The sequence below is a fragment of the Cryobacterium sp. genome (genome assembly GCF_025463825.1).
GTDB lineage: Bacteria > Actinomycetota > Actinomycetes > Actinomycetales > Microbacteriaceae > Cryobacterium.
In genome coordinates this window covers 17362-36614 of record NZ_JAODBG010000134.1, presented here as the reverse complement: position 1 = coordinate 36614, position 19253 = coordinate 17362, and the positions used below count along the sequence as shown (strand labels likewise).

Here is a 19253-nt window from a genome sequence, read left to right as displayed (position 1 = left end):
CGTGCGCAGCTTCCTGGCCCTCCGCGGGGACCCGCCGGAGGGCCTGACCGAGAACGACGTCTTCCTCGGCGACCTGCACAGCGCCGGCGAGCTGGTGCAGCTGATCCACCGGGTGCAGGCCGAGCGGGTGCCGTACCAGGAGACCCCGATCCCGGGCCTGCCGCGGGCCCGCGCGGTGAAGACCGAGCGCGACCACGTGCGCATCGCCGTGGCCGCGTTCCCGAACGGCCACCCGCGCTCGCGCTCCACCGCGCAGGACATCGACACGCTGCTGGCCAAGCAGGCCGCGGGCGCCAACCTGGCCATCACCCAGCTCTTCTTCCACGCTGACCACTACCTGAGCTTCATCCAACGGGCCAGGGAGGCCGGGGTGGAATTCCCGATCCTGCCCGGCATCATGCCCGTCACCAGCCCCGGCCGGCTGCGCCGCATCCTGGAACTCTCCGGAGAGGAGCTGCCCAGCGACCTCGCCATCCAGCTCGAGGTCGAGCCCACGGCGGAGGGCCAGCGCGAGATCGGCATCGCCCACGCGGCGGCCCTGGTCAAGAAGCTCATCGCCGGCGGCGCCCCCGGACTCCACCTCTACGCCTTCAACGAGCACGAGACCGTGCTCGCCGTGCTCGACCGCGCCGGCGCGCTCGCACCGGCACAACCGGCCGTCTCCACTCGTTTCCCGGCCGTGACCCATCCCTCGGCCAGCCCCGCCGGCATCAGTGCCGGTACCCACTTCACGAAGGACTACTCCTGATGGCCACCACCGTCCCCGCTTTCCCCACCGGAACGATCCTGGGCTACCCGCGCATCGCGCGTCGCCGCGAGCTCAAGAAGGCCGTCGAAGCCTTCTGGGCCGGCCGGATCGACGCCGCCGAGCTCGAAGCCGCCGCCGCGGAACTTCGCCGCGCCACCCGCGAACGCCTCGTCGGCCTGGGCCTGGGCGGCACCGACTCCTCGATCCCGGAGAGCTTCTCCTTCTACGACCAGGTGCTGGATGCCCAGGTCGCCGTCGGCGCCATCCCCACCCGCTTCCAGGACCTCGTCGACGCCGACGGGCACCTCGACCTGGCCGGCTACTTCACCCTGGCGCGCGGCGACGGCGAGAACCTGCCGCTCGAGATGACCAAGTGGTTCGACTCCAACTACCACTACCTGGTGCCGGAGATCGGCCCGGACACCAACTTCCGCCTGGCCAGCGACCGCATCGTGCGGGAGTTCGAAGAGGCCGTCGCGGATGGCTTCCTCACCCGCCCCGTCATCGTCGGCCCGGTCACCCTCCTGCTGCTTGCCAAGGCGGCCAGCGACGCACCGGCCGGTTTCCACCCCCTCGACCGCCTGGCCGACCTGCTGCCGGTCTACGCGGCCCTGATCGAACGCCTCGCCGTTGCCGGCGCCCAGTGGGTGCAGCTGGACGAACCCGGCCTGGTCAGCGAAAGCATCGACATCCCCCGGGACCGTGCCCTTGTGGCCCTCGCACAGGCCTACGAGACCCTCGGCGGCTTGGCGAAACGGCCCGCGCTGTTCGTGGCCGCACCGTACGGCAGCCTCGACGACGCCCTCCCCGTGCTGGCCGCCTCCGCGGTCGAGGCCATCGGCCTGGACCTCGTGCGCGGCACCGTCCCGGCCGCCGTTCCCGGACTGGCCGAGGTGACCCTGGTGGCCGGCGTCATCGACGGGCACAACATCTGGCGCGGCGATCTGGCCGCCGCCTTCGACACCCTCGGGCGGCTCGGTACCCTGAGCGAAAGCATCGCGGTCTCCAGCTCCACCTCGCTGCAGCACCTGCCGCACGACGTCGAGGACGAAACCAAGCTCGCCGCCGAGCTCAGCGGCTGGCTGGCCTTCGCCGACCAGAAGGTCGGCCAGGTCGCCACCCTCGCCCGCGGCCTCACCTCCGGCCGGGACGTGATCCAGGCCGACCTCGACGCCGCCACCGCATCCCTCGCCGACCGCCGCGTCTCACCCGGTGTGCGCGACGGCGCGGTCCGTGCCCGCCTCGACACCCTCATCCCGGCCGATTTCCGCCGCGGGGACTACGAGACGCGACTCACCGCCCAGACTGCCGCCCTGGACCTGCCGCCACTGCCGACCACCACGATCGGCTCCTTCCCGCAGACGGGTGACATCCGCCGGGCCCGCGCCCGCCTCGTCTCCGGAGAGCTCGCCCCCGACGACTACCGCGACCTGATGCGCGCCGAGATCGGCCGCATCGTGCAGTTGCAGGAAGACCTCGGCCTCGACGTGCTGGTGCACGGCGAACCGGAATGCAACGACATGGTGCAGTACTTCGCCGAGAACCTCGACGGCTTCTCCGTGACCGAGAACGGCTGGGTCCAGTCCTACGGCAGCCGCTGCACCCGCCCGTCGATCCTCTGGGGGGACGTCTCGCGCCCGGCGCCCATCACGGTGGACTGGACCAGCTACACCCAGACCCTCACCGACAAGCCCGTCAAGGGCATGCTCACCGGCCCGGTCACGATCCTGGCCTGGTCGTTCGTACGTGACGACCAGCCGCTGGGGGACACCGCCCGGCAGGTGGCCCTCGCCCTGCGGGACGAGATCACCGACCTCGAAGCCGCCGGCATCCAGGTGGTCCAGGTCGACGAGCCGGCCCTGCGCGAGCTGCTGCCGCTGAAGAAGAAGGACCACGCCGACTACCTGGACTGGTCGGTCGGCTCCTTCAGGCTCGCCACGGCCGGCGTGGCCGACCGGACCCAGATCCACACCCACCTCTGCTACTCCGAATTCGGCGTCGTGATCGACGCCATCCGCAACCTGGACGCGGACGTCACCAGCATCGAGGCGGCCCGGTCGAAGATGGAGGTCGTGGCGGACATCCAGACCAGCGGTTTCGACCACGGCATCGGCCCGGGCGTCTATGACATCCATTCGCCCCGGGTACCGGGCATCGCCGAGATCACCGACCTGCTCGAGCGGGCGCTGAAGTCGATCCCTGCCCGCCAGGTCTGGGTCGACCCGGACTGCGGCCTGAAGACCCGCGGCTACGCCGAGACGGTCGATTCCCTGCGCAACATCGTGAAGGCCACGCGCGCGGTGCGGGCGACGCTGGTCTGACCCGGCGGCTGAGACAGAAACAGGCCCGGACCCCTCGCGGGGGCCGGGCCTGTCCGGGTTGGAGCGGGTGACTCAGACCGAGCGCAGCACGGCGACGACCTTGCCGAGCACCTCGGCGTAGTCGCCCAGGATCGGCTCGAAGTTGGTGTTGCGGGGGAGCAGCCAGGTGTGGCCGTCGCGCTGCCGCAGCACCTTCACGGTCGCCTCGCCGTCGAGCATGGCCGCGACGATCTCGCCGTTCTCCGCGGTCTTCTGCTGGCGGATGACGACCCAGTCACCGTCGCAGATGGCCGCGTCGATCATCGAATCACCGACGACCTTGAGCATGAACAGTTCGCCCTTGCCGACCAGCTGGCGGGGGAGCGGGAAGATCTCGTCGATCTGCTGGTCCGCCATGATCGGGATGCCGGCGGCGATCCGGCCCACGAGCGGCACCATCGCCGCGTCACCCACCTGGATGCCGGACTGGTAGTCGTCGGCGGCTCCCGGCGTGACCTCGTCGGTGGACTGCGGCAGCTCGATGAGCACCTCGAGCGCGCGCGGCCGGTTCGGGTCCCGGCGCAGGTAGCCGCTCAGCTCGAGCTGGTGCAGCTGGTGCGTCACGCTCGAGAGTGAGGACAGGCCGACGGCGTCGCCGATCTCGCGCATGCTGGGCGGGTAGCCGCGGTCGCGCACCGAACGCTGGATCACGTCCATGACGGCCTTCTGCTTATCACTCAGGCTCTTGCGGCGCCGCGTGGTGCCCTTGTCCCGAGGTGTGCTCTCCTGTGCCACGTTGTCGCTCCTCTTGGTTGGCCCGAATCGGATGGCTCTGAATCCGGTGGGTCTGAATGTTCGGCTGTCTGTGCTGGCGCGTTCCCGACGGATGCCCCGGGCTGGGGCCGGCCGGTCATCTCGGTCTGCCCGAAGCCTCGTCTGGAACGAATGTCGGTGGTGTCTGTTTGAGTACTGCTACCCGATCGAAACTGTATCCACAGTGACAGGGATTCGTAGACATGTATTCGAGTGTGTTGCGAAATCTCTTTCCATATTATCCGGAAACAGGGTTGATTGTTCGAACACTCGAAGATATATTCGGAACATAGATTCGCATTCGGCCCTCCCGGCCGAGGGCCGGATGCGTTACCAGGAGGTTAGCCATGAGCGCAGCATTTGCAGGGAAGACCGGCATCAGCGCCGGCAGCAGGGCCCGTACGATCGGTCACGCGACCGCCGTCGCACCCCGCACCGCCGCACCGCGCACGCACCTGCGGCTCACCCGCCGTGGCCGCATGGCGTTCACCACGCTCGCGGCCGTGCCACTGGTGCTGGGGTCGATCGCCGTCGCCGTCAACGGCGGCGTCGCCGCTGCCGAGGGCACGGCGAGCGTCGGTGCCGCCGCCTTCGAGTACGTCACCGTCGATGCCGGCCAGTCCCTGTGGGAGCTCGCTGAGTCGATCGCCCCCAAGCAGGACCCGCGCGACGTCATCGCCGACATCGTGAACCTCAACCAGCTGGCCTCAGAGGCCGTTCAGCCCGGCCAGCGCCTGGCCCTTCCCGCCGGGTACTGACACCCGGGGTCGCCGACGCGGCACTCGAGCCCGGGACCAGGTCCGGCGCCGCGCAACTAAGCTTGTTCGGGTGACCAGCCTCGACGACCTGCCCCTGCGTGCCAACCTCCGCGGACAAATCCCCTACGGCGCACCGCAGCTGCACGTACCGGTCGCGCTGAACGTCAACGAGAACACCCACCCGATCCCGCCCGCGGTCGCCGTTGACATCGCCCGAGCCCTCACCGACGCCATCCTCACCGTGAACCGGTACCCCGACCGGGAGTTCACCCCGCTGCGCGACGCCCTCGCCGGCTACCTGGGCCACGGCCTCACCCGGGACAATATCTGGGCAGCGAACGGCTCCAACGAGGTGCTGCAGCAAGTGCTGCAGGCTTTCGGTGGGCCGGGCCGGTCCCTCCTCGGTTACGCGCCGACCTACTCCATGTATTCGATCCTGGCCTCCGGAACCGACACCCGCTGGCTCCCCGGCGGCCGCGACGCCGACTACGAACTGTCCCCGGAAACGGCCGCCCGATGGGTGCACGAGACGTCGCCCGACGTCGTGTTCCTCTGCTCGCCGAACAACCCCACCGGCACACCGCTGTCGCTGGTGACCATCGCCGCTGTGTACGACGCCACCCCCGGCATCGTCGTCGTGGACGAGGCCTACGCCGAGTTCGCCCCCGTCGGCACCGACAGCGCCCTCACCCTTCTCGCCGGGCGTCCGCGCCTGCTGGTCTCCCGCACCATGAGCAAGGCCTTCGCCTTCGCCGGCGTGCGACTGGGCTATCTGGCCGCCGACCCGGCCATCACGGACGCGCTCCGGTTGGTGCGCCTGCCGTACCACCTGTCGGCGCTCACCCAGGCGGCGGCGGTGGCCGCACTCGCCCACACCGATGAGATGCTCGCCATGGTCGACGACATCCGGGTGCAGCGCGACCGGCTCGTGACCGAGCTGCGCGGCATGGGCTTCAGCCCGCTGCGTAGCGGCAGCAATTTCGTGCTCTTCGGCGGGGTCGCCGAGCCGCGCGTCGTCTTCGAGGCCCTGCTGGCCGAGGGCATCCTGATCCGGGACATGAGCATCCCCAACCACCTGCGCGTTTCGGCGGGCACCGAGGCCGAGACGAGCGCTTTTCTCACCGCGATCGCACGGCTGAGTCCGTCAGCCGAATAAACTATCGCCATGAGCAACGTCACGCCCTCGCCTCGCCGTGCCCACCTGCAGCGCGAAACGAGTGAATCGAGCATCGACCTGTCGATCGACCTCGACGGCACCGGAGTGAGCGACATCCACACCACCGTGCCGTTCTACGACCACCTGCTCACCGCGTTCGCCAAGCACTCCCTGACCGACCTCACCGTGCACGCCAAGGGCGACATCGAGATCGACGTGCACCACACCGTCGAGGACATCGGCATCGTGCTCGGCCAGGCCATCAAGCAGGCCCTCGGCGACAAGTCCGGCATCTCGCGATACGGGGATGCGCTGGTCCCGCTCGACGAAGCCCTCGTGCAGGCCGTCGTCGACATCTCCGGCCGCCCCTACCTCGTACACACCGGCGAACCGGCCGGCTTCGAATTCCACCTCATCGGCGGCCACTTCACCGGATCCATGGTGCGCCACGTCTTCGAGGCCATCGCCGTCAACGCAGCCCTCACCGTGCACGTCACCGTCGTCGGCGGCCGTGACCCGCACCACATCGCCGAAGCCGAGTTCAAGGCCTTCGCCCGCGCGTTCCGGCAGGCCAAGGCCTACGACGCCTTCGTCAGCGGCATCCCGTCGACGAAGGGGGCCCTATGAGCAAGGTCGTGGTGCTCGATTACGGCACCGGCAATGTGCACTCCGCCGTCAAGGCGCTTGAGCTCGCGGGCGCCGACGTCACCCTCACCGGGGACCGCAAGCTCGCCCTCGAGGCCGACGGCCTCCTGGTACCCGGCGTCGGCGCGTTCAGCGCGGTGATGACGGCCCTGAACGACGCCCACGGCGGCGACATCATCGACAAACGCCTCTCCGGCGGACGAGCGGTGATGGGAATCTGCGTGGGCATGCAGGTCATGTTCGAACGCGGAGTCGAACGCGGCGCCGACACCGAAGGGCTCGGCGAATGGCCCGGCACCGTCAGTGCGCTGCCGGCCCCGGTGCTGCCGCACATGGGCTGGAACACGGTGACCCCCGACCCCGACTCCGTGCTGTTCCGCGGCCTCGAGGGAGAGCGGTTCTACTTCGTGCACTCCTACGCCGCGCAGAGCTGGTCTCTCGACGTGATGCCGCCCTTCCCGGTTCCCCGGCTCACCTGGGCCGAGCACGGTGCTCCGTTCCTCGCCGCGGTGGAGAACGGTCCGCTGTCCGCCACCCAGTTCCACCCGGAAAAGAGCGGCGACGCCGGCATCCGCCTGCTGTCGAACTGGCTCGGCACTCTCCGCGACTAAGTCTTCCCACCAGCCGGCCTCCATCAGTGGCCGCACCCCAACAAAAAAGGCACCCCCATGACCGAGTTCAACAAGACCCCGAAGCTGGTTCTCCTCCCGGCCGTCGACGTCGCCGGCGGCAAGGCCGTTCGCCTCACTCAGGGTGAGGCCGGCACCGAGACCAACTACGGCGACCCGATGGATGCCGCGCTCGACTGGGCGAACCAGGGCGCCGAGTGGATCCACCTCGTCGACCTCGACGCCGCCTTCGGCCGGGGCAACAACACCGGAGTGCTCAAGAAGGTCATCAAGCAGCTCCGTGGCGTGAACGTGGAACTCTCCGGCGGCATCCGCGACGACAGGTCGCTCGAGGCTGCCCTCGGTACCGGCGTCAAGCGCATCAACCTGGGCACCGCCGCGCTGGAGAACCCGGAGTGGGCCGCCAGTGTGATCGCGCAGTACGGCGATTCCATCGCTGTGGGCCTCGACGTGCGCGGTACGACCCTGGCCGCGCGGGGCTGGACGAAGGACGGCGGTGACCTGTGGACGGTGCTCGAGCGTCTCGAAGAAGCCGGCTGCACCCGTTACGTGGTCACGGATGTCACCAAGGACGGCACCCTCAAGGGACCGAACATCGAACTGCTGCGTGAGGTCATGGACCGCACCCACCGTCCGGTGATTGCCTCCGGCGGCATCGCCAGCCTCGACGACATTGCAGCGCTGCGCGAACTCGTTCCCCTCGGCCTGGAAGGCGCGATCGTGGGCAAGGCTCTCTACGCGGGCGCCTTCACCCTCGCCGAGGCGCTGGATGTCTCCGGCGCGTAACCTCGGCTCCACGGGTGGGCCGGCCGATGTCGGCGCCGCCGGTGATCCGGCCGCGGACTCCGCCGGCCAGGCGTGGGCGGGCCGGTCGATCGAGCACACCGAGTTCGATGACGATGACGGCCTGGCGCCACCCGCCCTGATCGAGGCGGTCGGCCGGTTCCGCGCCCGGGAACTGGGAGAGGAAGGCGTCATCGACGCCATCCGTTCGGCCCGCCTGCTGATCCCGCTGGTGACAGCCCTCGGCGATGACGACTCTCCGGCTGATGCGGCCGGCCCGCATGGCCTCCGGGTCGACAAGGCCCAGGAACTGTCCATCATCACCGTCGCCGGCCCGGACGGCCGGGCGGTTCTGCCGGTGTTCTCCGCCGCCGCCGCCATGCGAGCCTGGAACGCCGCTGCCCGCCCGGTGCCCGCCGACGCCGTGCGCGTGGCCCTCGCCGCCGCCCAGGAGAACACCGACCTGGTGGTGCTCGACCCGACCGCCGACACCGAGTTCGTGGTGCGCCGGCCGGCGCTCTGGGCGATCGCGCAGGACACCCCGTGGACGCCCAGCTATGCCAGCCGCCAGGTCGCGGCGGCCTTCGAAGAGTCCATCACCAGTGAACTGGCCGCGCTGTCGGTGAGCCTCACCGCCGGCGACCCGCAGTCCCGACTGGCCGGACCTGAGCTGGTCGTGCGCCTGGAACTCGTCGACGGCCTCAGCCGCACCGACCTCGACGCCACCCTGGCCCGCCTCGCCGCCCGCTGGGCCGCCAATGACGTGATCGCCACCGGCGTCGACTCGCTGCGCGTGCAACTGGTCGCCTCCGCCTGACCCGCCCGGCCAGTCCTCGCGGCACGACTGTTGCCCGTGCGGACAATTGCGCCCGGCACACCGGGCGCAATTGTCCGGTTTGGCAACAGTTACGAGCGGATGCGGGAAGCCGGTGGAGCGGACAGCCGCGGTTTTCGGCGCATCCGGCCCAACGTCGGCGGTATCGGCAAGGATGGGTAGGTGACCCAGATCCTGCAGCGCCTCTCGCCGGCTACCCGCACATGGTTCTCCGGCGCCTTCGCCGCGCCTACCGAGGCGCAGCTCGGCGCCTGGGACGCGATCTCCCGCGGTTCGCACACCCTCGTCGTGGCCCCAACCGGGTCGGGCAAGACCCTGGCCGCGTTCCTCTGGGCCCTCGACCGGCTCTACTCGGCGTCCGCCGCCGTGACCGCCGAAGGCGCCGGCTCGACGGATGCCGCCGCGCCGAAAGCCCACACCTCGGCCGGCGCGACCACGCCCGGGGCCGCATCCGCCCCGCCGGCGCCCACCGGCACCCGGGTGCTCTACATCTCCCCGCTCAAGGCCCTCGGCGTCGACGTGGAGCGCAACCTGCGCGCCCCGCTGGTGGGCATCGGCCAGGCCGCGGAACGGCTGGGCCTCGCTCCCGTGCGCGTCAGCGTCGGCGTCCGAAGCGGCGACACCCCCGCGGCCGACCGCCGCGCCCTGGTGAAGACGCCGCCGGAGATCCTGATCACCACCCCGGAGTCGCTGTTCCTGATGCTCACCTCCGCCGCCCGCGAATCGCTGCGCGGCGTGGACACCGTGATCATCGACGAGATCCACGCGGTGGCCGCGAGCAAGCGCGGTGCGCACCTCGCCGTCTCGCTGGAGCGCCTGGACGCGCTGCTGGCCAAGCCGGCCCAGCGGATCGGCCTGTCGGCTACCGTGCGGCCGGCCTCCGAGGTGGCCCGGTTCCTCGGCGGGGTCGCTCCCGTGGAGATCGTGGCGCCCAAGAACGAGAAGCGGTTCGACCTGCGCGTGGTCGTCCCCGTCGATGACATGACCTCCCTCGGAGCCGTGCCCGCCCCCGAGGGAGCCACCTCCGCCGCCGCCCCGCAGACCGGGTCGATCTGGCCGCACGTCGAAGAGGCCATCGTGGACGCCGTGCTCGCGCACTCGTCGTCGATCGTGTTCGCCAACTCCCGACGCCTGGCCGAGCGGCTCACCGCCCGCTTCAACGAGATCTACGGGGAGCGGCTCGCCGCGGCCGACGAGGCCGAGCTGGTGCTGGCCGGTGGCTCGGATGCCGCGGGCATCGCATCCGCTTCCGGCCCTGCCGCCGCCCCGGCCTGGCCGCCCGCCGAACTGATGGGTGGCAGCGGCCAGACCGAGGGCGCCGAGGCGCTGCTCGCCCGGGCGCACCACGGCTCGGTCAGTAAGGAACAGCGGGCCATGATCGAGGACGACCTGAAGTCCGGCCGGCTGCGCTGCGTCGTCGCGACATCCAGCCTCGAACTCGGCATCGACATGGGCGAGGTCGACCTGGTCGTGCAGGTCGAATCGCCGCCGTCGGTGGCCAGCGGCCTGCAGCGCGTCGGCCGGGCCGGCCACCAGGTCGGCGAAGTCTCCCGCGGCATCATCTTCCCCAAGCACCGCGCCGACCTCATCCACGCTACTGTCGCCGCCGAGCGGATGGTGTCGGGCATGATCGAATCGCTTCAGGTGCCCGCGAACCCGCTCGACATCCTTGCCCAGCAGACCGTCGCCGCCGTCGCCCTCGAACCCGTCGACGCCGAGGAGTGGTTCGACGCCGTGCGCCGCAGCGCCCCGTTCGCCACCCTGCCCCGCTCGGCGTACGAGGCCACCCTCGACCTCCTCGCCGGCCGCTACCCCTCCGACCAGTTCGCCGAGCTCCGCCCCCGCATCATCTGGGACCGCGACGCGGGCCTGCTCACCGGCCGGCCGGGCGCCCAGCGCCTCGCCGTCACCAGCGGCGGCACCATCCCGGACCGCGGCCTGTTCGGCGTGTTCATGGTCGGCGGCGACCAGCCCACCGGCCGCCGGGTCGGTGAACTCGATGAGGAGATGGTCTACGAGTCCCGCGTCGGTGACGTGTTCGCGCTCGGGGCCACGAGCTGGCGCATCCAGGAGATCACTCACGACCGGGTGCTGGTGCTGCCCGCCTACGGCGAGCCCGGGCGGTTGCCGTTCTGGAAGGGCGACGGCCTCGGCCGGCCCGCCGAGCTCGGCTCGGCCATCGGCGCGTTCCTCCGCGAGGTGACGGCTCTCTCGCCCGTCGAGGCCCGCGCCCGCTGCAGCGCCGTCGGCCTCGACGACCGCGCCGTCACCAACCTGCTGGCCTTCCTGGACGAGCAGCGCGCCGCCACCCGCTACCTGCCCACGGACCAGACACTCGTCGTCGAACGATTCCGGGACGAGCTCGGCGACTGGCGGGTCATCCTGCACTCGCCGTTCGGCCTCACCGTGCACGCCCCGTGGGCCCTCGCCGTGGGCGCCCGGGTGCGCGAGCGGTTCGGTATCGACGGTGCCTGCGTCGCCAGTGACGACGGCATCGTGGTGCGCATCCCCGACACCGAGACCGAACCGCCCGGCGCCGACCTCTTCGTCTTCGACCCCGACGAGCTCGAGCAGATCGTCACCGACGAGGTCGGCGGCTCGGCGCTGTTCGCCTCCCGGTTCCGCGAGTGCGCCGCCCGGGCGCTGCTGCTGCCGCGCTACCGGCCGGGCAGCCGTTCGCCGCTCTGGCAGCAACGGCAGAAGGCCTCGCAGCTGCTGGACGTGGCCCGCGAATACCCGTCGTTCCCGATCATCCTCGAGACCATCCGCGAGTGCCTGCAGGATGTCTACGACCTGCCCGCGCTGGTGAGCCTGGCCAAGCAGGTGGGCAGCCGCGCGATCCGGCTGGTGGAGACCAGCACGAACTCCGCCAGCCCGTTCGCCAACGCCCTCCTGTTCGGGTACGTGGCGGCGTTCATGTACGAGGGTGACTCGCCGCTGGCCGAGCGCCGCGCCACCGCGCTCTCGATCGACTCCGGCCTGCTCGCCGAGCTGCTCGGCCGGGTGGAGCTGCGGGAACTCCTCGACCCCGCCGTGATCGACCAGACCGACGCCGAACTGCAACGACTTGCCCCGGACCGCCGCGCGCGGGGCCTCGAGGGCGTCGCCGACCTGCTGCGCGGCCTGGGCCCGCTCACCGTCGCCGAGGTCGCCGACCGGCTCGAACCTGCGCCGGACAGCGCCGCGGCCGCCGGGACGGATGCCGCCGCGACCGCCTCCGACACGGCGGACACCGGTGACGAGGCCGGGGCGCACGCCGCCGAAACTGACGCCGCCGGAGCCACGCCCGTGCGCCGGGCATCCGCCGGCTACGCCAAAGCCCTGCTCGACATCCTCACCACCGCCCGGCGGGCGCTCAAGGTCGGCATCGCCGGCGAGGAACGCTGGGTGGTGATCGAAGACGCCGGCCGGCTGCGCGACGCCCTCGGCGTGCCACTGCCCCCGGGCATCCCCGAGGCATTCACCGAAAGCGTGCGCGACCCGCTCGGCGACCTCGTCAGTCGGTACGCGCGCACGCACGGGCCGTTCACCACCGCGGATGTCGCGGCCCGGTTCGGCTTCGGCACCGCCATTGCGCTCGGCGCGCTGCGCCGGCTGGCCGACGCCCGGCGCCTCGTCGAAGGTGAATTCCGCCCGCACGGCAGCGGCTCCGAATGGTGCGACGCCGAGGTGCTCCGCAGACTCCGCCGCCGGTCGCTCGCCGCCTTGCGGCACGAAGTCGAACCGGTCGACCAGAGCACCCTGGGCCGGTTCCTGCCGGCCTGGCAGCACGTGGGCGGGCGGCTCCGCGGGATCGACGGGGTGGTCTCGGTGATCGAGCAGCTCGAGGGCGCCCGCATCCCCGCCTCGGCCTGGGAGACCCTGATCCTGCCCGCCCGCATCAGCGACTACAACCCGGCGATGCTCGATGAACTCACCAACGCCGGAGAGGTCCTCTGGGCCGGGGCCGGCACGCTCGCCGGCAACGACGGCTGGGTGAGCCTGCACCTGGCCGACACCGCCCCGCTCACCCTGCCGGTGCCCATCGAGCTGGAGACCACCCCGCTGCAGCAGGAGATCCTGGCCACGCTGGGCAGCGGTGGCGGCTACTTCTTCCGGCAGCTGGCCGATTCGGTCGGCAGCCAGGACGACGGTGAACTGGTCGACGCGCTCTGGGACCTGGTCTGGTCGGGTCTGGTCAGCAACGACACCTTCGCCCCGGTGCGGTCCCTGGTCTCCGGCGGCAAGACCGCGCACTCCACCCGCCGAGCCGCACCGCGGGCCCGGCTGCACCGCGGCCGGGCGCTGCCCCGGCCGAGCCTGCCCAGTCGGCAGGGACCGCCAACGGTCTCGGGCCGCTGGTCGATCGTGCCGGTCGCCGACACCTCGTCCACCCGGCGGGCGCATGCGCTGGGGGAGACCCTGCTTGAGCGTTACGGCGTCGTCACCCGGGGCGCCGTCACGGGCGAGAACGTGCTCGGCGGCTTCGCGCTGGTCTACAAGACCCTCAGTGGCTTCGAGGAGATGGGCCGTTGCCGGCGTGGCTATTTCGTGGAGGGCCTCGGCGCCGCCCAGTTCGCCACCGCCGGCACCATCGACCGGATGCGCGGCTACGTCAACCAGCAGGAACGCGCCGAACGCGGCGACCGCTCCGCCCCCACCGCGGTGACCCTCGCTGCGACCGACCCCGCCAACCCCTACGGTGCCGTGCTGCCGTGGCCCGCCCTGCCGGAGGGAATCGGGCACCGGCCCGGCCGCAAGGCCGGCGGCCTGGTAGTGCTCGTCGACGGGCAACTGGTGCTCTACGTGGAACGCGGCGGCAAATCGCTGCTGGTCTTCGACCCCGCCGTCGGGGCTCCCGACGCCGACGAGAACGACGGGGACACCGAGTCGTCCGCGCCGGCCGCCCCCAGCGGCCCGGCCGCATCGAAGGCAGGCACAGCGCGGCCGGCACCGTCCGACACCGTGCTGGCCGCCACCCGCTCGCTCGCGGCAACCGTCACCGCCGGGCGGGTGCCCAAGCTCGCCGTGGAAACCGTGAACGCCGACTTCGTGCTCAGCACCACGGTGGGCGACGCCCTACGCGCCGCCGGCTTCACCGAGACTCCACGAGGACTGAGGCTCAGTGCCTGAGGGCGATACCGTCTACCGCAGTGCCCGCAGCCTCGATGAGGCGTTGCACGGAGCCACCCTCACCCGGTGCGACATCCGGGTGCCGGCCTTCGCCACCGTCGACCTGTCCGGGCAGGTCGTGCACGAGGTCATCAGCCGCGGCAAGCACCTGGTGGCGCATGTGGGGGAGACGAGCATCCACTCGCACCTGAAGATGGAGGGCAGCTGGCACCTCTACCGGCACGGCTCGAAGTGGCGCCGTCCCGCGTTCCAGGCGCGGATCGTGCTCGAGACCGCCGACTGGGTGGCCGTGGGCTTCGAGCTGGGCACCCTGGAACTGTTCCCGACCTCGGAGGACGAGCTGCACCTCGGCTACCTGGGCCCGGACCTGCTCGGCCCGGACTGGGACGCAACGGCGGCCACACGAAGGCTCACCGAGGTGGGGGAGCGGCCGGTCGCGGTGGCCCTGGGCGACCAGCGGAACCTGGCCGGGCTCGGCAACGTCTACGTGAACGAGCTGTGCTTCCTTCGCGGGCTGCTGCCCACCCGGCCGATGAGCGAGGTCACCGATCCGGCCGGGCTCGTGGCGCTCGGCCACCGGCTGATCCTGGCCAACCGCGACCGGTCTGAACGCACCACCACCGGCAACCTGCGCCGGGGAATGGGCACCTTCGTCTACGGGCGCGAAGGCCAGCCGTGCCGGCGCTGCGGCACGCGCATCCGAAGCGGCCAGCTGGGCCGCAGCGAGCTCGAGCAGCGGGTCACCTACTGGTGCCCGGTCTGCCAAACCTGACCCAGCTGTGCCCCGTGCGGACAAATGGACCCGGCGCACCGGGGCCATTTGTCCGGAGCGGGAACAGTTGCGACGAGGGAGGGTTAGTTGACCGGACCGGTGAACTTCTCGCCCGGGCCCTGGCCGATCGGGTCGGGGATGCTGGACGCCTCACGGAAGGCCAGCTGCAGCGACCGCAGGCCGTCGCGCAGGCTCCGCGCGTGCATGTCGGAGATGTCGGGGGCGGCTGCCGTGATCAGGCCGGCGAGGGCCGTGATCAGCTTGCGTGCCTCATCCAGGTCGATCTGCGTGTCGGGGTCGTCGGCGAGGCCGACCTTGACCGCCGAGGCGCTCATCAGGTGCACCGCCGCGGTCGTGATGATCTCCACGGCCGCCACATCCGCGATGTCCCGCGTCGCCTGGCTGGATTGGTCCTGATCGTAATTGTCGCTCACTGGTTTCCTCTGCTATGCTTACCCGGGCTCCGAGATGAAAGTCTCGGTACGAAAGTGGATAATCTCCCACCCGCGCTTGACCGCTTCATAAAGGTTACCGGGTAGTTTGCACTCCGCCGTCGCTTGCTGGTTTCCAGCTTGCACGGTAGATAGGGTGCCGCACGCGGTTGATGAGTGATGGAACCAGGAAAGTTTCAGAACCCAGGATTGCGCGCGCGATTGTCTCCTCTTCGTCTCCGGACGACATCCGTTGTTCGGCTGTAGCCACGATGCTTGAGTAGAGGAGAGACGCATCAGCGATCCCCGTACAAATGACCGTATCCGCGTCCCCGAAGTCCGTCTCGTTGGTCCCAACGGCGAACAGGTTGGGGTCGTGGCGATTGATGTCGCCCTGCGCCTGGCACAGGAGGCTGACCTCGATCTGGTCGAAGTAGCCCCCACGTCCAAGCCGCCGGTCGCGAAGATCATGGATTACGGCAAGTTCAAGTACGAAGCCGCGCAGAAGGCTAAAGAAGCCAGGCGCAACCAGGCGAACACGATCCTCAAAGAGGTTCGTTTCCGTCTCAAGATTGATAAGCACGACTACGAGACCAAGCGCAAGCGCGCCGAAGGCTTCCTGAAGGCCGGCGACAAGGTCAAGGCCATGATTCTGTTCCGTGGCCGTGAACAGTCCCGTCCCGACCAGGGTGTACGTCTGCTTCAGAGATTTGCCGAGGATGTCGCGGAATTCGGTTCAGTCGAATCGAGCCCGACCATCGACGGTCGAAACATGGTCATGGTGATTGGCCCGCTGAAGAACAAATCAGAGGCCAAGGCAGAGGCCAATGCACATAGAGCTGCCGATAAAGCAGCCAAACAGGAGGAAAAGAATGCCTAAGCAGAAGACCCACTCTGGGACAAAGAAGCGTTTCAAGGTCACTGGCTCCGGCAAGATCATGAAGCAGCAGGCCGGACTTCGCCACAACCTCGAGGTCAAGAGCACGCAGCGCAAGTCACGCCTGAACCAGGACCAGGTTCTCGCCAAGGCCGACGTCAAGGCCATCAAGAAGCTTCTCGGCCACTAGGCCCCGTACCCCTAAAGGAATTAGAAAATGGCAAGAGTAAAGAGGGCCGTCAACGCCCACAAGAAGCGTCGCGTCATCCTTGAGCGCGCCCAGGGTTACCGCGGTCAGCGTTCACGCCTGTACCGCAAGGCCAAGGAGCAGGTCACTCACTCCCTCGTCTACAGCTACCGTGACCGTCGCGCCCGCAAGGGTGACTTCCGTCGCCTGTGGATCCAGCGCATCAACGCTGCGTCCCGTGCGAACGGCCTGACCTACAACCGCCTCATCCAGGGCCTCGCCCTGGCCGGCATCCAGGTTGACCGCCGCATCCTCGCCGACCTCGCCGTCACCGAGCCCGCCACCTTCGCGGCCATCGTTGAGAGCGCCAAGGCAGCACTGCCCGCCGACACCTCCGCACCGAAGGTTGTTGCAGCGAAGTAGATCCACCTGCATGTCCCACGGGAGCGGTCGCCACTGGCGGCCGCTCCCGTTTTGCGTGCCCGGCGGGGCATTCTCTGGGCGAGGGGTGCGACACCTAAACTGGGAGCATGCTAGATAACCCCCGATCTCCTCGCGTGCGTGCCGTCGCGAAACTTGCGAACCGAGCCGCCCGCTCCGAGACGGGACTGTTCCTCCTCGAGGGCCCGCAGGCCGTCTCCGAAGCCCTCACCTTCCGCCCGGAACTCGTCGTGGAGCTGTACGCGACGCCCACCGCGCTCGAGCGCTACACCGACATCGCCGATGCCGCCGTCGCCGCCGGTGTCGACGTGGAGTTCGTCACCGAGCAGGTGCTTGAGACGATGGCCGACACCGTCACCCCGCAGGGCTTCGTCGCCGTCTGCCACCAGTTCCCCACCTCGATCAAGAAGATCTTCGCGAACGAGCCCAAGCTGATCGCCATCCTCGAAGAGGTCCGCGACCCGGGCAACGCCGGCACCATCATCCGGGCAGCGGATGCCGCCGGCGCCGACGCCGTGATCTTCACCGGCCGCAGCGTCGACCTGTACAACCCCAAGGTGGTTCGGTCCTCCACCGGGTCCATCTTCCACCTGCCCGTCGCCGTTGGTGCCACCCTCGCGGATGTGCGTGAGCGCGCGAAGTTCGCACGTCTGCAGATCCTCGCCGCCGACATCAAGGGCGACGACCTGCTCGAGGCCCGAACCAGCGGCCTGTTGGCCGCGCCGACAGCGTGGTTGTTCGGCAACGAGGCCCGCGGCCTCACCGAGGAAGACCTCGCGATGGCCGACAAGGCGATCAGCGTTCCCATCTACGGACACGCCGAATCGATGAACCTGGCGACCGCCGCATCCGTCTGCCTGTACGAGAGCGCGTTCTCCCAGCGCGCATAGCATCTTTCCCGGTCGGGCGTCTATTACGTTTGGGTTACCGACCGGGTTAAAGCCGCTGCAAGGGTGGTCTGTCCGGCCCCCACGGGCCTAAGTTGGTGGGTATGGAGCCAACAGACGCATCACCGGCGACGTCCAACATCACAGTGCGCCGGGGGGAACCACTGGTCGTCATGACGGACGTCAACAAGAACTACGGGGACCTGCACGTTCTGAAGAACATCAACGCCACGGTCAACCGCGGCGAGGTGGTCGTGGTCATCGGGCCGAGCGGTTCGGGCAAGTCGACCCTCTGTCGTGCGATCAACCGGCTCGAGACCATCGACAACGGATCGATCACCATCGACGGCAAGGAACTGCCGGCAGAGGGCAAGGCCCTCGCCCAGCTCCGAGCCGATGTGGGCATGGTGTTCCAGGCGTTCAACCTGTTCGCCCACAAGACGGTTCTCGAGAACGTGACGCTCGGCCCGATCAAGGTACGCGGCATGAGCAAGGCCGATGCCGAGAAGAAGGCCATGGCGTTGCTCGAACGCGTGGGCGTGGCCAATCAGGCCAAGAAGATGCCGTCCCAGCTGTCCGGCGGCCAGCAGCAGCGTGTGGCCATCGCCCGCGCCCTGGCGATGGACCCGAAGCTGATCCTGCTCGACGAGCCGACCAGTGCGCTCGACCCCGAGATGATCAACGAGGTGCTCGAGGTCATGGTCGACCTCGCCAACGAAGGCATGACGATGATCGTCGTCACGCACGAGATGGGCTTCGCCCGTCGCGCCGCCGACCGGGTCATCTTCATGGCCGAGGGCGACATCGTCGAGGAGACGACCCCGGAGAAGTTCTTCACCAACCCCCAGAGCACGAGAGCGAAAGACTTCCTCTCCAAAATACTTGCCCACTAACTGGTCGGCGAGACACACAGCACACAGGAGGAAACCATGAGACGCAACAAGGGTCTAATGATCTCTGCCATCGCTCTGGTCGGCGCGATCGCGTTGACCGGCTGCACCGACTCCGGCGCAGGCACGCCGACGGCGGCACCCGTTGAAGAAGACGTCACGTTCGAAGAGGGCACCACGATGGCCGCCCTGAACGAGGCCGGCGAAATCACCATCGGCACCAAGTTCGACCAGCCCCTCTTCGGCCTCAAGGGCCCGGATGGCAACCCCGTCGGCTTCGACGTCGAAATCGGCAAGCTAATCGCCGCGAAGCTCGGCATTGAGGCGTCGGGCATCACCTGGACCGAGACCGTCTCCGCCAACCGCGAGCCGTTCATCCAGAACGGTGACGTCGACCTGGTCGTCGCCACCTACACAATCAACGACGCCCGCAAGGAAGTTGTCTCGTTCGCCGGCCCGTACTACGAAGCCGGCCAGGACCTGCTCGTACTTGCGGGCAACGAGGCGAAGATCACCGGACCGGATGACCTCGCCGACAAGAGCGTCTGCACCGTGAGCGGATCGACGTCGGAGAAGAACATCGCGGCGTACACGACCAACATCATCGCCACGGACACGTACTCCAACTGCCTCGGCCCGCTGCGCAGCGGCGAGGTTGACGCCGTCACCACCGACAACGTGATCCTGGCCGGCCTGGCCGACCAGAACGCCGGCGAGTTCGAGGTTGTCGGCAACCCGTTCACCAAGGAGCCCTACGGCATCGGCCTGGCCAAGGACGACACCGAGTTCCGCGACTTCATCAACGACGTCCTCGAAGAGTCCTACGAGGACGGCACCTGGGCTGAGGCCTGGGAGGCCACCGCGGGTTCGGTGCTCGAGACGCCGGAACCGCCGGCGGTCGACCGCTACTAGCAGCACCGCACAACCGATCGGGGTGGCCGCACCGGCCGCCCCGATCGGCAGTTTCACCTGGACTCCGTCATCTGGGC

At 69.4% G+C, this 19253-nt stretch carries 18 protein-coding genes; 16 read left to right on the top strand and 2 right to left on the bottom strand.

Translation table 11 applies throughout. The features are described from left to right. Position 1: 1 nt before the first annotated feature. Complete coding sequence (locus tag JWP54_RS16540; protein ID WP_297374288.1) at positions 2–748, top strand: methylenetetrahydrofolate reductase; 747 nt, start codon at positions 2–4, stop codon at positions 746–748. Then, complete coding sequence (gene metE, locus JWP54_RS16535; protein WP_297374285.1) at positions 748–3069, top strand: 5-methyltetrahydropteroyltriglutamate--homocysteine S-methyltransferase; 2322 nt, start codon at positions 748–750, stop codon at positions 3067–3069. Before JWP54_RS16540 ends, metE begins: the two co-directional genes overlap by 1 nt. Positions 3070–3141: 72 nt before the next feature. Here the strand turns inward: metE and lexA are convergent, their stop codons facing one another. After that, entirely contained in the window at positions 3142–3843 is a 702-nt protein-coding gene (gene lexA / locus JWP54_RS16530) for a transcriptional repressor LexA (protein WP_297374282.1), read from the bottom strand. 365 nt (positions 3844–4208) lie between these two features. Here lexA and JWP54_RS16525 point away from each other — a divergent pair, with 365 nt between their 5' ends. From JWP54_RS16525 to JWP54_RS16490, 8 genes are all read left to right on the top strand, one after another. Then, the gene (locus JWP54_RS16525; protein ID WP_297374270.1) at positions 4209–4619 is read left to right on the top strand and encodes a LysM peptidoglycan-binding domain-containing protein; all 411 of its coding nucleotides are present in this window, start codon (positions 4209–4211) and stop codon (positions 4617–4619) included. A 70-nt stretch (positions 4620–4689) separates the two neighbouring features. Continuing rightward, positions 4690–5775 carry a histidinol-phosphate transaminase gene (locus tag JWP54_RS16520; RefSeq protein ID WP_297374268.1) on the top strand — a complete coding sequence of 362 codons (1086 nt, stop codon included), beginning with the start codon at positions 4690–4692 and terminating at the stop codon, positions 5773–5775. Between the two features lie 9 nt (positions 5776–5784). Further along, a complete protein-coding gene (gene hisB, locus JWP54_RS16515) occupies positions 5785–6402 on the top strand; it encodes an imidazoleglycerol-phosphate dehydratase HisB (RefSeq protein ID WP_297374265.1) in 618 nt (205 codons plus the stop codon). Then, positions 6399–7031, top strand: a complete 633-nt coding sequence (hisH, locus tag JWP54_RS16510; RefSeq protein WP_297374262.1) for an imidazole glycerol phosphate synthase subunit HisH — start codon at positions 6399–6401, stop codon at positions 7029–7031. The genes hisB and hisH overlap by 4 nt, the downstream gene beginning before the upstream one ends. Positions 7032–7088: 57 nt before the next feature. Further along, complete coding sequence (gene priA / locus JWP54_RS16505; protein WP_297374258.1) at positions 7089–7835, top strand: bifunctional 1-(5-phosphoribosyl)-5-((5-phosphoribosylamino)methylideneamino)imidazole-4-carboxamide isomerase/phosphoribosylanthranilate isomerase PriA; 747 nt, start codon at positions 7089–7091, stop codon at positions 7833–7835. Then, entirely contained in the window at positions 7819–8649 is an 831-nt protein-coding gene (locus JWP54_RS16500) for an SseB family protein (RefSeq protein ID WP_297374255.1), read from the top strand. The genes priA and JWP54_RS16500 overlap by 17 nt, the downstream gene beginning before the upstream one ends. Positions 8650–8829: 180 nt before the next feature. Continuing rightward, positions 8830–13779, top strand: a complete 4950-nt coding sequence (locus JWP54_RS16495; RefSeq protein ID WP_297374252.1) for a DEAD/DEAH box helicase — start codon at positions 8830–8832, stop codon at positions 13777–13779. Beyond that, the gene (locus tag JWP54_RS16490) at positions 13772–14551 is read left to right on the top strand and encodes a DNA-formamidopyrimidine glycosylase family protein (RefSeq protein ID WP_297374248.1); all 780 of its coding nucleotides are present in this window, start codon (positions 13772–13774) and stop codon (positions 14549–14551) included. The genes JWP54_RS16495 and JWP54_RS16490 overlap by 8 nt, the downstream gene beginning before the upstream one ends. Before the next feature lie 83 nt (positions 14552–14634). Here JWP54_RS16490 and JWP54_RS16485 read toward each other — a convergent pair whose 3' ends face one another. Further along, a complete protein-coding gene (locus JWP54_RS16485; RefSeq protein WP_297374245.1) occupies positions 14635–14985 on the bottom strand; it encodes a DUF1844 domain-containing protein in 351 nt (116 codons plus the stop codon). Positions 14986–15277: 292 nt separating this feature from the next. Between JWP54_RS16485 and infC the strand changes: the two genes are divergently transcribed. The 6 genes from infC to JWP54_RS16455 all read left to right on the top strand — a co-directional run bounded on the left by infC (position 15278) and on the right by JWP54_RS16455 (position 19176). Next, on the top strand, positions 15278–15862 hold the full coding sequence (infC, locus tag JWP54_RS16480) for a translation initiation factor IF-3 (RefSeq protein ID WP_084020755.1): 585 nt from the start codon (positions 15278–15280) through the stop codon (positions 15860–15862). Then, positions 15855–16049, top strand: a complete 195-nt coding sequence (gene rpmI / locus JWP54_RS16475) for a 50S ribosomal protein L35 (protein ID WP_066594389.1) — start codon at positions 15855–15857, stop codon at positions 16047–16049. The genes infC and rpmI overlap by 8 nt, the downstream gene beginning before the upstream one ends. A 27-nt stretch (positions 16050–16076) precedes the next feature. Further along, positions 16077–16469, top strand: coding sequence for a 50S ribosomal protein L20 (gene rplT / locus JWP54_RS16470; RefSeq protein WP_297374232.1), 393 nt, complete (start codon positions 16077–16079; stop codon positions 16467–16469). A 107-nt stretch (positions 16470–16576) separates the two neighbouring features. Beyond that, entirely contained in the window at positions 16577–17377 is an 801-nt protein-coding gene (locus tag JWP54_RS16465) for an RNA methyltransferase (protein WP_297374229.1), read from the top strand. Between the two features lie 161 nt (positions 17378–17538). Next, positions 17539–18267: an amino acid ABC transporter ATP-binding protein gene (locus tag JWP54_RS16460; protein WP_297374358.1), complete on the top strand. Its 729-nt coding sequence runs from the start codon at positions 17539–17541 to the stop codon at positions 18265–18267. 36 nt (positions 18268–18303) lie between these two features. After that, positions 18304–19176 carry a glutamate ABC transporter substrate-binding protein gene (locus tag JWP54_RS16455; RefSeq protein WP_297374226.1) on the top strand — a complete coding sequence of 291 codons (873 nt, stop codon included), beginning with the start codon at positions 18304–18306 and terminating at the stop codon, positions 19174–19176. The last annotated feature ends 77 nt before the right edge of the window (positions 19177–19253 follow it).